Genomic DNA, 548 nt, shown 5'->3' on the forward strand with positions numbered 1-548 from the left:
GGGCCACATCGAATACCTCGGCCGCATCGACCACCAGGTGAAGATCCGCGGGCTGCGCCTGGAACTGGGCGAGATCGAGGCGCGGATCGGCGCCCACCCCGGGGTGCGCGAAGCCGTGGTGGTGGCGCGGGGCCACGGCGCGGGCGCGCGGCTGGTGGCCTACCTGGTGCCGCGCGAAGGCTGCACGGTCGAACCCGCGGCACTGCGGCGCGGCCTGGAAGCGGCGCTGCCCGACTACATGGTGCCGCGCGACGTGGTGGTGATGGAGGCGCTGCCCCTGAGCGCCAACGGCAAGGTCGACCGGCAGGCCCTGCCGCCACCGCAGGAGCCGTCCGCCACCTCCGCACACGGCCTGCCGGACGAGCCGGTGGCGCGCGCGCTCGCCGGCCTGTGGCAGGAGGTGCTGCAGGTGCCGGCGGTGGGCGGGCACGACAACTTCTTCGAGCGGGGCGGCGATTCGCTGCTCAGCCTGCAGCTGCTGGCCCACATCCGCAAGGCGTTTCCCCATGCGGACCGCTTCGGCCTGGCCGACGTCATGCAGTCCGCGG

At 74.3% G+C, this 548-nt stretch carries 1 protein-coding gene; it reads left to right on the plus strand.

Going from position 1 to position 548, the window contains the following annotated elements; genetic code table 11:
- On the plus strand, nt 1-548 hold a 548-nt coding region (locus GVL52_RS28405; RefSeq protein ID WP_244619332.1), incomplete at both ends, for a phosphopantetheine-binding protein.

This window comes from Rhizobium sp. 18055 (assembly GCF_902706285.1).
Lineage (GTDB): Bacteria > Pseudomonadota > Alphaproteobacteria > Rhizobiales > Rhizobiaceae > Rhizobium.